Origin of the sequence: Actinophytocola sp., from assembly GCF_035712165.1 — a bacterium.
GTDB lineage: Bacteria > Actinomycetota > Actinomycetes > Mycobacteriales > Pseudonocardiaceae > DASYTH01.
Genome location: NZ_DASTBH010000001.1, coordinates 1 through 13,793, shown reverse-complemented (window position 1 = coordinate 13,793; position 13,793 = coordinate 1). Strand labels below are relative to the sequence as shown.

General features: G+C 71.2%; 14 protein-coding genes. 8 read left to right on the top strand and 6 right to left on the bottom strand.

Annotation, left to right across the window (positions count from 1 at the left end; translation table 11 throughout):
* Both VFO68_RS00070 and VFO68_RS00065 read left to right on the top strand, forming a co-directional pair.
* Nucleotides 1-432: response regulator transcription factor (locus tag VFO68_RS00070; protein WP_325156015.1), on the top strand; the 432-nt coding region annotated here is incomplete at its 5' end.
* Nucleotides 433-445: 13 nt separating this feature from the next.
* Nucleotides 446-1,612 carry a CapA family protein gene (locus VFO68_RS00065; RefSeq protein WP_325156014.1) on the top strand — a complete coding sequence of 389 codons (1,167 nt, stop codon included), beginning with the start codon at nt 446-448 and terminating at the stop codon, nt 1,610-1,612.
* Nucleotides 1,613-1,615: 3 nt separating this feature from the next.
* Here the strand turns inward: VFO68_RS00065 and VFO68_RS00060 are convergent, their stop codons facing one another.
* The 3 genes from VFO68_RS00060 to VFO68_RS00050 form a co-directional block, all read right to left on the bottom strand.
* Nucleotides 1,616-2,650, bottom strand: a complete 1,035-nt coding sequence (locus VFO68_RS00060) for a zinc-dependent alcohol dehydrogenase family protein (protein ID WP_325156013.1) — start codon at nt 2,648-2,650, stop codon at nt 1,616-1,618.
* Nucleotides 2,651-2,741: 91 nt separating this feature from the next.
* Complete coding sequence (locus VFO68_RS00055) at nt 2,742-2,924, bottom strand: DUF397 domain-containing protein (RefSeq protein WP_325156012.1); 183 nt, start codon at nt 2,922-2,924, stop codon at nt 2,742-2,744.
* A 19-nt stretch (nt 2,925-2,943) separates the two neighbouring features.
* Entirely contained in the window at nt 2,944-3,813 is an 870-nt protein-coding gene (locus VFO68_RS00050; RefSeq protein WP_325156011.1) for a Scr1 family TA system antitoxin-like transcriptional regulator, read from the bottom strand.
* Nucleotides 3,814-4,160: 347 nt separating this feature from the next.
* Here VFO68_RS00050 and VFO68_RS00045 point away from each other — a divergent pair, with 347 nt between their 5' ends.
* The gene (locus tag VFO68_RS00045; protein ID WP_325156010.1) at nt 4,161-4,424 is read left to right on the top strand and encodes a hypothetical protein; all 264 of its coding nucleotides are present in this window, start codon (nt 4,161-4,163) and stop codon (nt 4,422-4,424) included.
* A gap of 214 nt (nt 4,425-4,638) precedes the next feature.
* On the opposite strand, the gene VFO68_RS00040 is transcribed toward VFO68_RS00045, so the two are convergent.
* Entirely contained in the window at nt 4,639-5,181 is a 543-nt protein-coding gene (locus VFO68_RS00040) for a hypothetical protein (RefSeq protein ID WP_325156009.1), read from the bottom strand.
* A 279-nt stretch (nt 5,182-5,460) separates the two neighbouring features.
* Between VFO68_RS00040 and VFO68_RS00035 the strand changes: the two genes are divergently transcribed.
* The 3 genes from VFO68_RS00035 to VFO68_RS00025 are packed head-to-tail and all read left to right on the top strand — an operon-like array spanning nt 5,461 to nt 9,824.
* Nucleotides 5,461-6,078, top strand: coding sequence for a hypothetical protein (locus VFO68_RS00035; protein ID WP_325156008.1), 618 nt, complete (start codon nt 5,461-5,463; stop codon nt 6,076-6,078).
* 53 nt (nt 6,079-6,131) lie between these two features.
* Nucleotides 6,132-7,685 (top strand): aldehyde dehydrogenase family protein, encoded by a 1,554-nt coding sequence (locus VFO68_RS00030; RefSeq protein WP_325156007.1) that lies wholly within the window; start codon nt 6,132-6,134, stop codon nt 7,683-7,685.
* Nucleotides 7,686-9,824 (top strand): thiamine pyrophosphate-dependent enzyme, encoded by a 2,139-nt coding sequence (locus VFO68_RS00025; RefSeq protein ID WP_325156006.1) that lies wholly within the window; start codon nt 7,686-7,688, stop codon nt 9,822-9,824.
* On the opposite strand, the gene ligD is transcribed toward VFO68_RS00025, so the two are convergent.
* Together ligD and VFO68_RS00015 are read right to left on the bottom strand one after the other, a co-directional pair.
* Nucleotides 9,825-10,769 (bottom strand): non-homologous end-joining DNA ligase, encoded by a 945-nt coding sequence (gene ligD, locus VFO68_RS00020; protein ID WP_325156005.1) that lies wholly within the window; start codon nt 10,767-10,769, stop codon nt 9,825-9,827.
* A 9-nt stretch (nt 10,770-10,778) separates the two neighbouring features.
* Entirely contained in the window at nt 10,779-11,780 is a 1,002-nt protein-coding gene (locus VFO68_RS00015) for an MASE1 domain-containing protein (protein ID WP_325156004.1), read from the bottom strand.
* A gap of 229 nt (nt 11,781-12,009) precedes the next feature.
* Here VFO68_RS00015 and VFO68_RS00010 point away from each other — a divergent pair, with 229 nt between their 5' ends.
* Both VFO68_RS00010 and VFO68_RS00005 read left to right on the top strand, forming a co-directional pair.
* Complete coding sequence (locus VFO68_RS00010) at nt 12,010-12,981, top strand: NAD(P)-dependent oxidoreductase (RefSeq protein WP_325156003.1); 972 nt, start codon at nt 12,010-12,012, stop codon at nt 12,979-12,981.
* Nucleotides 12,982-13,107: 126 nt separating this feature from the next.
* Nucleotides 13,108-13,793, top strand: a 686-nt coding sequence (locus VFO68_RS00005; RefSeq protein WP_325156002.1) for an MFS transporter, incomplete at its 3' end; no start/stop codon positions are given.

The window sequence follows — 13,793 nt, the reverse complement described above, 5'->3', positions numbered from 1 at the left end:
CGCCGGGAGCTGCCGGCGTGCCGGGTGCTGATGCTGACCACGTTCGACGACGAGGCGTACGTCGTCGAAGCGCTTCGAGCGGGGGCGAGCGGCTACCTGCTCAAGGACCTGCCCGCGGCCGACCTGGCGCAGGCGATCCGGATGGCGCACGCCGGCGTGCACCAGTTCGACCCGGCGGTGACCGAGCGGTTGGTGTCGGCGTTGAACCGGCCGTCCACACCGGAGCCGTCCGGACTGGACGTCGCGCTCACCGCGCGGGAGATCGAGGTGCTGCGACTGGTCGCGGCCGGGGCCACCAACCGGGAGATCGCCCGGCGACTCTCGGTGAGCGAGGGCACGGTCAAGAACCACGTGTCCAGCATCCTGAGCCGCCTGGGCCTGCGGGACCGCACCCAGGCGGCCATCTACGCGCACGCCCACCGGCTGCTCTGACACACTGCGCGCCATGCGCATGCTGCTCGCCGCGATCGCGGCCACGGGCGGGCTCCTGGCGGGGTGCTCGACCGCCGGGACGCCGGTCCCGGCGCCGGGTGTCCCGGCGTCCTCGGCCGCGCCCACCTCGGCGCCCGCGCCGGCCGGCATCACCATCGCCGCGGTCGGCGACATCCTCATGGGCAGCGCGCCGAACCGGCTGCCGCCGGACGACGGGCGGGGCTTCTTCGACAAGGTCGCCGAGCCGTTGCGGGCCGACCTCACCATGGGCAACCTCGAGACCCCGCTGACCGAGCCGACCGACTACGTCAAGTGCCCCAAGCCCCCACCCGCGACGGCCCCGCCGGTGGACCCGTCGGCTCCCCCCGGCACGCCGGCCCCGTCCGCGCCACCCGCACCGCCGGCCAAGGAGACCTGCTTCGCGTTCCGGATGCCCAGTTCGTATGCCACGGTGCTGCGCGAGGGCGGCTTCCACGTCCTGGCGCTGGCGAACAACCACACCAACGACGCCGGGCCGGCGGGCCTGCGCAACACCCGGACCGCGCTGACCTCAGCCGGGCTGGCGCCGACCGGTGGATCCGATGAGATCGCCCTCCACAAGGCGAACGGGATCACCGTGGCCGTGCTCGGCTTCGGCCCGTACGCCTGGATGCAGAGCGTGCACGACCTGGAGTCGGCCGCCGGCCTGGTGCGCAGCGCGGCGGACAAGGCCGACCTGGTGGTGGTCAACATGCACGTCGGCGGCGAGGGCGCGGACCGCCAGCACGTGAAGCCGGGCACCGAGACGTTCCTCGGGGAGAACCGCGGCGACCCGATCAAGTTCGCGCACACCGTCGTGGACGCGGGCGCCGACCTGGTGGTCGGACACAGCCCGCACGTGCTGCGCGGCATGGAGTTCTACCGGGACCGGCTGATCGCCTACAGCATGGGCAACTTCGCCGGGTACAAGGTGCTCAGCACCGCGTTCCCGATGGGCGTCGGCGCGGTCCTGCGGGCGACGCTCGCCAAGGACGGCACCTGGGTGGGCGGCAGCCTGGTCGCCACCGAGATGGTCGGCGGCGGCCTGCCCGCCACCGACCCCAGGAACCGCGCCCTCGATCTCGTCCGCGATCTGTCCACTGCGGACTTCCCCGCCACCGGCGTCACGGTCGCCCCCGACGGCGCCCTCACCCCCCGCTGAGGCTCAGCCTGCCCGCGGCTCGATGATCGTGATGCCGCCTGGGGCCGGGCCGCCCATGGCGATCAGGGCGTCGGGCGCGTCGTCGAGCCCGATGGTCCGGGTGACCAGCAGGTCGGGTCGCAGCGCGCCGGAGCTGATCAGGTCGAGCATCGGCGGGTAGGCGTGCGCGGCCATGCCGTGGCTGCCGAGCAGGGTCAGCTCCAACCGGATGGCCCGGGCCATCGGGAGGACGGCGTCCGGCGGGAGCAGGCCCACCTGCACGTGCCGGCCCAGCGGGCGCAGGCAGTTCACCGAGGCGGCGGCGGTCTCCGGGCTGCCCAACGCGTCCAGGGACAGGTGCGCCCCGCCGCCGGTGGCCGCGATGATCCGCTCGGCGACGTCGTTCCCGGTGCCGTCGACGCATACCTCGGCGCCGAGCCCGCCGGCCATGTCCAGTGCCTTCGAGACCACGTCCACGGCCACCACCTGGGCGCCGGCCGCGACCGCGATCATGATCGCGGACAGCCCGATGCCGCCGCAGCCGTGCACCGCGACCCACTCCCCCGGCGCGACCCGCCCGCGCGCGATCACGGCCCGGAACGCCGTGGCGGTGCGGCATCCGAGGCTGGCCGCCGCCCCGTAGGACAGGTCGGCGGGCAGGCCGACGAGGTTGAGGTCGGCGTGCTCGATCGGCACGAACTCGGCGAACGAACCCCAATGGGTGAACCCGGGCTGGGTCTGCCGGGCGCACACCTCCTGCGCGCCCCGGGCACACTCCTCGCACCCGCCGCAGGCGCAGATGAACGGAACGGTGACCCGGTCCCCCACCTTCCAGGTCTCCACTCCGGCGCCCACCGCCTCGACGCTGCCGGCCAACTCATGCCCCGGCACGTGCGGAACCCGGATGTCCGGGTCGTGCCCCATCCAGCCGTGCCAGTCGCTGCGGCACAGTCCGGTGGCGTCCACCCGGATCACCGCGCCATGCCGGGACGGGGCCGGATCCGCCACCGTGCACACCTCGGGCGTCTGCCCGAACTTCTCGTAAACCACCGCCCTCATCTGAATATTGTCTGCACCAAACCCCCACCCCGCCCGCCAAGCCCACATGCTGGAAAGACTGGAACCCCTCCAACCTCAACCGCAGAGAGCCTTACCGTCGGCCCAGACCATCCAGGAACTCGGTGAACCGGGCGCCGACGAACGTCAGCCGGCCGTCGTCCGGACCAGCCTTCGAATCGCGCACCTGAACCCAGTCGTCGTGCCGCGCAACCTCGACACACTCCTGGTTGGGGTCACTGAAACTCGACTTGCGAAAGGTCGGCTCGGCATACATAGGTGGCTCCCTCGCTCGATTACTTGAAGTCCTGGGCGACCCGCCGCAGAAACTTTCGGGACTCCGCATAGCTCAACGCCACCGTGGACAGCCGCGCCCAGACCTGATCAAAGGCGGCCAACGCCTTCTTGTCGTCCAGGTACCGGATCTCGACCTGACTCTCGATGTAGGCGAGTTCCAAGGGGCCGGCCACGCCCGGGGAAGGTACCCGAACCAGAGTGAACCGATTGCCAACCGGCGATCTCCGGCCGGGCGGAACATCGAACGGCAACACCTGGATCATCACGTTCGGCCGGTCGGAGAGCTTGATCAGGTAGTCGATCTGCTCACGCATCACGTGCCGGTCACCCCAGATCCGCCGAAGGCAGGACTCGGACAGTACATAGTGCACGCCAGGCGGATCGGCCTTGTCGTAGATGTCCTGGCGCGCCATCCGGGCCTGTACCTGATCGTCCAGGGTGACACCCGCCTCGGGAGCGTCGGCGTGCAGGGCTCGGGCGTAGGACTCGCATTGCACGAGGCCGGGCATGATCTCTACCTGATAGGACCGGATCTGGTCCGCGTGCCTCTCCAGGTCGACCATCAACCGGATCTCTTCGCTGTAGGCGCGGTTGAAGCCCATGGTCCAGAAGCCGCGCTTGTGGTTGTCGCGGCGGAGTTCGAGCAGGGCGTCCTGGTAACCCGGATCGGTGAACCCGAGGCCGTTGGCGAGCAGGACCAGGTCGCCCACCGAGATCGCGCCGATGCCGTTGACCAGGCCGGCGATCCGGGACTGACCGACCTCGATCAGCGCGCCGGCCTCGGTCTGGGTCTTCCCAGCCGCAGCGATCATGTGCTCGATCTCCTTGCCGAGCAACAACTTCCGGACAGTGCGCACGGGTGCCGCCATCGAACTCCTTTCGCGCGGCTGGCCGACCGAGGCAGGACCCGGCTTTTCGACTACTCACGGTATCGCGAAAGACCACCCGGAAGGACGTGGGTCAGATTCTTGATAATCAGTTTTGGATAGAGCAGAGTCAAGGCACTGAGCTTAGATCCCATGAGGACGATACGCCCAGTCCCACATCAACAAGGTGGGAACGGCTTTCGCGTTCCAGCCGCCCACCCTCCCCCGCCGGGCCGCGAGCGATGTCCACTCCCGCACCGACCTCGCTGCGGCCCGGCCCTCAGCCCGGCAGGCGCGACCTGACCCCGACTCGGCCGCGCCTGCCGGCTCCACCGCCCGGAGCAAGCCCGATGACCAACTGCCGCACCCTCCCCGGCATCTTCCGCCCGCTGGCCCATCAGGTCCCTGACAACGCCCGCGCCGTCCCGCTCGACGGCTACTACGCCCGGCAGCTCGGCCTGACCGGACGCTGGACCTTCTTCGCCCTGTGCGGCGCCCCCTGCTGGCCCCATCCGCTGGGCTCCGCCGCACTCACCCCCTGCCCCCGCTGCTGGTCCACCACCCTGGTCGTCGACCTGCCAGATCCCGGCCCCCAACTGGCCCGCTCCGCCTGACGCCCAACCAATCGACTCGACGCATCAACCGGCGCGGTCACCGACCTAAAGGAACCGACAGGCGGCCGCCGCCCCCTTCGCCTCGTTCGAACCCGCGATCTCCGCATCCATCCCGCGCGGGACAGGTCGGCTCATTCTCATACCGGCAAACGAATCTCCACCCGGACCCGCGACTCCCGGTTACCCGCGGCGAGTTCCCGCGCCAGGCCGCATACTAGCGGACCCATTTCTCGCACGTGACGTCCTGTGCGGCGAACTCGAGCTCGACGAAAAGGTCCGGAATGCCAGCCTCGGGTGGGCTCCAAAAGTAGACCGTTAGTATCACCCCCTTCTCACGTTCGCTTTCAAAACACATTTGTGGGCGCCGCGCTTCCGATTCTGCTTGACCTGATGCGCGGTTCGGTATTTCGTAATTCAGCGTCCAGCCTGCGGCCGCTGCGGCGCCCCGGTAGTAGGCGCGAACTGCGTCCTCGTCTGCTGTTGTGAAATTGCCATTCCAGCCAACTCCGCCCACGCCGTCATCGTCCTCGCACGGGAGCACGTAGCTTTGTTCGTTGAAACTGACGCCTTCCGGCCGGTCGCGCATCAGCACGTTGTCCCGCAAATTATCCGCGCGCGTACGTTGGACATCACATTCCGTGCGATTGTCCAGACCATTCGGCTTGACGTCCGTGCATCCACTCAACAGATGGCAGACAAGTCCAACGACTATCACCCTGGCGGCCATACGTCCGCCAAGTGGGGCGCGCACCTTCATCGTCCTCCAGTAATGTCGAGCCGACCGGACCATAGGGCGATTCCTGCGGCGAATATGATCGCATGGGCATAGTTGGACCATCTCCCCCGGCGCGGCCGCACGCCATACACCTGCCCTATGGCATTGTTCTTTAGGTCGGTGCCTTCATGCGCGGCGGCCCCAACCACCGCATTCCGAGTCACCTTCCCGCAGCGGGCAAACCGTGTCACTCCCCCAACCGGTGCAACCGACGCATGATCCAAAACGGGACGTGTCGGGGGGTGGGGTGAGGATGGGCGCATGGGTGGGCCGATGCGCAACCGGGTGACGCCGCTGGGCGATGTGGTGGCGGTGCCACTGCGCGGGGCGTGGATGGGGAACCGGGGGATTCTGCACGAGGACGCGGACGTGGTGCGGTTTCACCGGGGGGCGCTGTGGATCATCTGTGCGCTGGCTTTCCGGGGGTGGCGGGCGCGGCAGTGGCAGGCGGGGCATTACACCGTGCTGTTCTTCCATGATGAGGCGGTCGCGCTGGCGGCCGGGCACCGGCCGTGTGCGCTGTGCCGGCGGGCGGACTACAACGCCTACCGGCGGGCGTGGGCGGCCGGGCACGGCACCGGGGTCCCGCTGGCGGTGGAGATCGACCGGCAGTTGCACGGCGAGCGGATCGTGCGCGGGACGCACCGGCGCCGGCTGCATCCGCATCGCTGGCAGGACCTGCCGGGCGGCGCCTTCGCGCTGATCGACGGGGTGCCGGCGCTGGTCGCGGGCGACGCGGTGGTGCCGTGGAGTCCGGCCGGCTACGGCGCGCCGCGGGCCCGGCCGGCGACCGGGACCGCCGAGGTGATCACCCCGCCGGCCACCGTCCTCGCACTGCGGAACGGGTACCGGCCACAGTGCGCCACCGCCCTGCCGTGACCCGGCTGCTGGGGGCGGGGGGCTCGCGGAAGTGGGGGCAGTAGCGTGGGCGGGTGCGGACGATTGTTTCGGTGGTGGATGGGAAGCGGGTCGAGGGCGGGACGGAGTACGTGTCCCGGAACCCGGCTCGGCTGGATGACGTAGTCGCCGGAGTGCGACTGGCGGAACCGGCGGTGTTCCGGCAGGCCGCGGAGTCCGGACGGCGGGCCCAGCGGGAGTGGGCGAACGTGCCGGCACCGGTGCGGGGGCGGGCGATCGCGGCGCTGGGGCGGCTGGTCGAAGCGAACGCGGAGACGTTGGCGCGGCTGGTCACGCGCGAGATCGGCAAGCCGCTCGCGGAGGCGCGCGGCGAGGTGCAGGAGATCGTCGACACCTGCGACTTCTTCCTGGGAGAGGGGCGCCGCCTCTACGGGCAGACCGTGCCCTCGGAGATGCCGGACAAGCAACTGTTCACCTTCCGGGTGCCGGTGGGGGTGGCGGCCGTGATCACGGCCGGGAACTTCCCGGTCGCGGTGCCGGCCTGGTACCTGGTGCCGGCACTGCTGTGTGGCAACGCGGTCGTGTGGAAGCCGGCCGAGTACGCCAGCGCGAGTGCGCTCGCCCTGGCCGAACTGGCCTGGCGGGCGGGCCTGCCGCACGGCGTGCTCAACGTGGTCGTCGCGGATGGACAGTCTACTTTCGACGGTCTGCAGGAAGCGTTGCAGGCCGGGGTGATCGACAAGGTGGGGTTCACCGGGTCGAGCGCCGTGGGCACCCGGGTCGGCGAGTTGTGTGGTCGGCATCTGCAGTCGCCGTGTCTGGAGCTCGGCGGCAAGAACCCGATGGTGATCACGCCGGAGGCCGACCTGGACCTGGCCGTCGAGGGCGCGCTGTTCTCCGGTTTCGGCACCGCCGGCCAGCGCTGCACCTCGCTGGGCACGGTGCTGGTGCACGAGTCGGTGCACGACGAGTTCGTCCGCCGGTTCGACGCGGCGGTGCGGGCGGCCACGGTCGGCGACCCCACCGGCGACGTGCTCTACGGCCCGATGCTGGACCAGAAGTTCGCCGACTCCTACGAAACCGTGCTGGGCTGGGTGGCCGGACACCACACCGTGCTCGGGTCGAGCGGAACCGGGCGGATCGGCGCCGGCAACCCCCGGCCGGGTTTCGCCGGCGATCCGGACGCCGGGCTGTACTACCACCCGGTCGTGCTGGACGGGGTTCGTCCCGATGACCGGGTGTTCACCGAGGAGACGTTCGGCCCGATCGTGGGCATCTGCACCTACCGCGACCTCGACGAGGCCATCGACCTCGCCAACACGCCCGGTTACGGCCTGTCCTCGGCGATATACACCACCGACCCGGCCAGCGCCTTCCGGTTCCGCCAGGGTGTCGGCGCGGGCATGGTCAGCGTGAACAACTCCACCTCGGGCGCCGAGGCGCACCTGCCGTTCGGCGGCAACGGCCGGTCCGGCAACGGCAGCCGGCAGTCCGGGATCTGGGTGCTCGACCAGTTCACCCGCTGGCAGGCCATGAACTGGGACTTCTCCGGCCGGCTGCAGAAGGCGCAGATGGACGTGGCCACCATAGAGCCGGAACTGGACTACCGGCTGTCCACAGAGGACTAGATGGCGGATATCAAGATAGACGGGAACTTCCTCGGCACGGTCGCCGCGCTCGCCGAGCGGCCCCGGCGCGACCCGGCCCTGCCGTTGCCCGGCGGCAACCTGACCGGCGTCCGGTGCCTGGAACTGTTCGACGCGCAGTTGGGCAGCCGGCACCTCGACCTGGCCGCCCGCGAACTCGGCGCGCGCGGCGAGGGCTACTACACCATCGGCTCGTCCGGCCACGAGGGCAACGCGGCGGTGGCCGCCGCGTTGCGGCCGACCGATCCCGCGCTGCTGCACTACCGGTCCGGCGCGTTCTACCTGGAACGCGCCCGCCAGGTGCCGGGCAGCACCCCGCTGTCCGACGTGCTGCTCGGCGTCACCGCCGCGGCCGCCGAGCCGATCGCCGGCGGACGGCACAAGGTGTTCGGCCACAAGGCACTCGAGGTGATCCCGCAGACCTCCACGATCGCCTCGCACCTGCCCCGGGCGGTCGGGGTGGCGTTCGCGGTCGAACGGGCCGCCCGGCTCGGCCTGCCCCTCCCGTGGCCGGCCGACTCGGTGGTGGTGTGCAGCTTCGGCGACGCCTCGGTCAACCACTCCACCGCGCTCGGCGCGTTCAACACCGCCCGGCACTGCGCCTACCAGAAACTGCCCCTGCCGCTGCTGTTCGTCTGCGAGGACAACGAGATCGGCATCAGCGTGCGCACCCCGCCGGGCTGGGTCCGCAGTGTCTACTCAGGACAATCGAGCCCCCGGTACTTCACCGCGGACGGCACGGATCTGGTGCAGGCCGCGCAGGTGGCCGCCGAGGCCGCGGACTGGGTGCGACAGCACCGCGCGCCGGCCTTCCTGCACCTGCGCGTGGTGCGGCTGATGGGACATGCCGGGTCCGACGTGGAGCTCGCCTACCGGGAGCCGGCCGAACTGGACGCGCAGGCGCGGCGCGATCCCGTGCTGCGCACCGCGATCCTGCTGGTCGAGCACGGCGTGCTCTCCCCGGCCGAGGTGATCGCGCGGTACGAGGACAAGCGGGCCGAGGTCGCCGCCGTGGCCGAAACCGCCGCTGCCGCACCGAAACTCGCCGGCGCCGCCGAGGTGATGGCGCCGCTGGCGGTCCGGCAGCCGCCGCCGGTCGCCGTGCCGGCGACCACCGACCGGCTCACCCTGGCCCAGGGCGTCAACCAGGCGCTGTCCGACCTGCTCGCCGAGCACCCGGAGGTGCTGGTGTTCGGCGAGGACGTGGCCCGCAAGGGCGGCGTGTACGGCGTGACCCGGGGACTGCTGAAGAAGTTCGGCCCGGCCCGGGTGTTCGACACGCTGCTGGACGAGCAGAGCATCCTCGGCCTCGCGCTCGGCGCCGGACTGTGCGGCCTGCTGCCGATCGCCGAGATCCAGTACCTGGCCTACCTGCACAACGCCGCCGACCAGATCCGGGGTGAGGCGGCCACGCTGCGGTTCTTCGCGCAGGGCCAGTACCGCAACCCGATGATCGTGCGGATCGCCGGCTACGGCTACCAGAAGGGCTTCGGCGGGCACTTCCACAACGACAACGCGGTCGCCGCGCTGCGCGACATCCCCGGTCTGGTGATCGCCTCGCCGAGCCGGGCCGACGACGCCGCGGCCATGCTGCGCACCTGCGCGGCGGCGGCCACTGTGGACGGTCAGGTTTCGGTTTTCCTGGAGCCGATCGCGCTCTACCACACCAGGGACCTGCACACCGCCGACGACGGCGGCTGGCTCGCACCGGCCGGTTGCGCGCACGTGCCGCTGGGCAGTGCCCGGGTCTACGGCGACGGGACCGACCTCACCATCGTCAGCTTCGCCAACGGGGTGCCGATGAGCCTGCGGGTGGCCGGACAGCTCGTCGAACGCGGCATCCACGCCCGCGTCCTCGACCTGCGCTGGCTCGCGCCGCTGCCGGTCGAGGACCTGTTGCGGGAGGCGAACGCGACCGGCCGGGTGCTGATCGTCGACGAGACCCGGCGCACCGGCGGCGTGTCCGAGGCGGTGACCATGGCGCTGGTCGACGCCGGCTTCCCCGGCCGGATCACCCGGGTGGCGAGCGCGGACAGCTTCATCCCGCTGGGCGGCGCCGCGCAGCACGTACTGGTGTCCGAACCCCAGATCCTGGTCGCGGCCACCACCCTGTGCGCCTAGCTACTCCTCGTCCGGCAACTCGGCGCCGTCGCGGTCGGCCCACTCCAGCAGGGGTTCCAGGGAGAACACGGCGTCGTCGATGCCCTCGTGCAGGTCGCCGAGCTCGGCGAACCGGGCCGGCACCGTGGCGATGGTGAAATCTCGCGGGTCGACGTCGTCCACCTCGGCCCAGGTGATCGGCGTGGACACGGTCGCCTCCGGGTTGCCGCGCACCGAGTAGGCGGCGGCGATGGTGTGGTCCCGGGCGTTCTGGTTGTAGTCCACGAACAGCAGGTTGGGGTCGCGGTCCTTGCGCCACCAGGTGGTGGTCACGTCGTCCGGCGCGCGGCGCTCCACCTCGTGGGCGAAGGCGAGCGCGGCCCGGCGCACGTCGGTGAACCCCCACTCCGGCCGGATCCGCACGTAGATGTGCATCCCCTTGCCGCCGGAGGTCTTCGGCCAGCCGACCGCACCCAACTCGTCGAGGATCTCGTGGACCACGTGGGTGACCCGGCGCACCCGGTCGAACGGGCAGTCCGGCATGGGATCCAGGTCGATCCGCCACTCGTCGGGTTTCTCGGTGTCGGCCCGCCGCGAGTTCCACGGGTGAAACTCCACAGTGGACATCTGCACCGCCCACGCCACGCTGGCCAGCTCCGTGACGCACAGCTCGTCGGCATGCCGGCCGTAGCGCGGAAACGTGACCCGCACGGTCTCCAGCCAGGGCGGCGCGCCGTGCGGAACCCGCTTCTGGTGCACCTTGTCCCCGGCCACACCGGACGGGAACCGGTGCATCATGCACGGCCGCTCGCGCACCGCGCGCACGATGCCGTCGCCGACCGAGAGGTAGTAGTTGACGAGGTCGAGCTTGGTCTCGCCGCGCGCCGGGAAGTACACCCGGTCCGGGTTGGTGATCCGGACCGTCCGGTGCCCGACCTCCAGTTCGATCGCGGAGTCTTTGGCCACCCGGTGAAACTAGCTGATCTCGCCGTCCGATGTGGTGCGCGCACGCGACCTCAGCACGTTCTCCAGCATCCCGTCGCGCAGCAGGCTGTGCGGCTCCAGCGCGGCAACCGCCTGGGACAGTTGCTCGACCGCCCGTTCCACCGCGCGCAGGGCGTCGTTGCGCTGGATGGTGACCGCCGAGAGCAGCAGCGCGGTCAGCGAGGTCGAGGCGTTGAACGCCTGCAGGGTCACCATCCGGGCGGCCAGGTCCAGTTCGGCGAACGCACCGACGCCGCGCACCACGCCGACGGCCGCGCCCACCGACATGATCAGCGCGCACGGCGCGGCGGCCCGGTGCTGGAACCGCAGCGCCGCCCAGATCAGCAGCGGGAAGGCCAGGAAGAACACCGGCGTCGCGGTTTCCCGGGCCAGCGCGAAGACACCGATGATGCCCGCCGGCAGACACAACGCCTCCACCAGCCGCAGCCAGGAACCGGGCCAGCGCCAGCGGGTCCGGCCCACCGTCAGCACCACCGGGGTGATCACCAGCACGCCCAGGGCGTCGCCGGCCCACCACACCAGCCAGGTCGGCCAGTACGCGCCCGGCGGCAGGTCGCCGGCCAGCACCAGCGTGCCGGTGCCGATCGTGGCGCTGACCAGCATCGCGCCGCAGGCGCCGAGGAACACCAGTTCCAGCGCGTCGCGCAGCCGGTCCAGCTGCACCCGGAACCCGACCCGGCGCAGCAGCACGTAGGCGCAGACCAGCGCGAGCGTGTTCCCCACCGAGATCATGAGCACCGCGGGCGGGTTCGGCCCGAGCGGCAGGTTGGCCGCCAGCGCGCCGATCGTGATGCCCGGCCAGCAGCCCGGCCCCAGCAGGAACAGGCAGGCCAGGCCGATCCCGGTGGGCGGCCACAACGGCGTGACCTGGCCGTTCACCACGGCCAGCGCCAAACCGAACCGCGCGCCCAGGTAGTAGGCCACGGCGACCAGCAGGATCCGCCCGGCATGGTTGAGCAAACCCGCCCGCACCGCACCGCCTCCTTGTCCCGCCGACATTCTGCTTGGCCGCCAACACGATCTACAACAGTGCGAAACGCAGGGGTCAGGGCCTGCACGCGGATCTTCGTGGAAACCCCGTGCCCGACCAACAGCCACCTCAGGGGACCGTGACGGCACCCTGCCACATCCACCCGATCTCGCGCCCCTTTTGCCGGAACGCAACGACCGGACAAATTTCGGAGAGGCGGTACGGTGTGCCGTGCGAGTTGTGGTGATCGGCGGGACCGGGCACATCGGCAGCTACCTGGTGCCCAGGCTGGTGCGCGGCGGACACGAGGTGATCGTGCTCAGCCGGGGCGAACGCGACGCCTACCACCCGGACGCCGCCTGGCAGCGCGTGCGCCGGGTCAGCGTGGACCGCGACGGGCAGGACGCCGCCGGCACGTTCGGCCCGACCGTCGCCGAGTTCGACGCCGACGCCGTGGTGGACCTGGTGTGCTTCACGGTGGACAGCGCCCGGGCGATCGCCGAGGCGCTGCGCGGGCGGACCGGGCTGTTGCTGCACTGCGGCACGATCTGGGTGCACGGCCCGCTGGCCGCGGTGCCGGTGACCGAGGACGTGCCCCGGGAGTCGTTCGGTGAGTACGGGCTGGCCAAGGCGGAGATCGAGGCCTACCTGCTCGGCCAGGCGCGCCGGGGCGGCACCCCCACGACCGTGCTGCACCCGGGCCACATCGTCGGACCGGGCTGGCCGCCGTGCAACCCGGTCGGCAACTTCGACCTGCGGGTGTTCGGCGCGCTGGCCCGGGGCGAGGAGGTGACGCTGCCGAACTTCGGTCTGGAGACGCTGCACCACGTGCACGCCGACGACGTGGCGCAGGCCTTCGAACTGGCGTTGAACCGGCGCGGCGCCGCGGCCGGCGAGAGCTTCCACGTGGTCTCGCCGCAGGCGCTGACCCTGCGCGGCTACGCGGCCGCGGTGGCGGGCTGGTTCGGGGTGCCGTCCCGGCTGCGGTTCGAGCCGTTCGACGCCTGGGCGGACGGGGTCGACCCGGAGGACGCCCGGACCAGCCGGGAACACCTCGAGCACAGCCCGAGCATGAGCATCGACAAGGCCCGCACGCTGCTCGGCTACGCGCCGCGGTACTCCTCGCTGCAGGCCGTCCGCGAGTCGCTGGCCTGGCTGGTCGCGCGCGGCGAGGTGGACACCGGTGGCGCGACCCTGGTCTGAAAACCGATTGCGCCGCTCGCGCCACTGGTTAGCATGCGCCACATGCCGTTTCTTTGACGCACCGTACCGCCTGCTGCCCGCCGGCTCGTTCGGCTGAGTCTGGTCTGGGCCACCCTCTCCGAGGTCGTGCCGCTCTACCCGCTGTACGCGCTGCTGTTCGCCGACACGGGGCTGTCCGCGGCGCAGATCTCGGTGCTGTTCATGATCTGGTCGACGGTGGCGTTCGTCGCCGAGGTGCCCACCGGTGCGCTGGCCGACCGGTTCTCCCGCCGGGCCGCGCTGGTGGCGTCCAGCGCGCTGACCGCCTGCGGGTTCGCCATGTGGGTGCTGCTGCCGGGGTTCGCCGGCTTCGCGGCCGGGTTCGCACTCTGGGCGTTCGGCGGGTCGCTGGCCAGCGGCGCGTTCGAGGCGCTGCTCTACGACGGGCTGGCCGCCGCAGGCGCGGCCGACCACTATCCCCGGCTGTACGGCTGGATCGAGGCGCTGGAGTTGCTGGCCCAGCTGCCGGTCGCCGTCGCGGCCACGGTGCTGTTCAACCTCGGCGGCTACCAGCTGGTCGGGTGGGCCAGCGTGGCGACCTGCCTGGGCAGTGCGGTGCTGGCGACCCGGCTGCCGGAGCCGCCGCGGCATACCGGGCCGGAGGACGCGGCGCCGGGCGGCTACTTCGCCACGCTGCGCGCCGGGTTGGCCGAGGCCGCCCGCCGGCCCGCGGTGCGGGCCGCGGTGATCGCGGTCGCCGTGCTGAGCGGGGTGGACGCCCTGGAGGAGTACTTCTCCTTGATGGCCGCGGACTGGGGGGTCTCGGTCGGCGC